General features: G+C 61.7%; 1 protein-coding gene. It reads right to left on the bottom strand.

What is annotated here, in order from left to right; all coding sequences use genetic code 11:
- Positions 1 to 240, bottom strand: a 240-nt coding sequence (locus QP324_RS12180; RefSeq protein WP_284816249.1) for a protein rep, incomplete at both ends; no start/stop codon positions are given.

The raw sequence follows: 240 nt of genomic DNA, 5'->3' as shown, positions 1-240 counted from the left end.
CGCCGGTCGCCACAAAGCGGCGCTTGTGCGTCTGGCGGGTCAGTTCGAGGAACCATTCAGGATCGGCCACCATGTCAGCCGGCTTCGTGGAATATTTCAGGGTTTCGGCCACCGCACCGCGCACCAGTTCGGCAGTGGCACCGGCCAGCGATTCGCCATCCTTTGGCTTACGGGGTTTTACTGCCCGGACATCAACATTCGGGTCGTAACTGACCCGCAGGCACTCCCGCCAGAGTTCAA

The organism is Corynebacterium sp. UMB0012, assembly GCF_030216265.1.
Classification (GTDB): Bacteria; Actinomycetota; Actinomycetes; order Mycobacteriales; family Mycobacteriaceae; genus Corynebacterium.
Note: the sequence above shows the minus strand (reverse complement) of the source record. Positions and strands in the feature narration are given on the sequence as shown.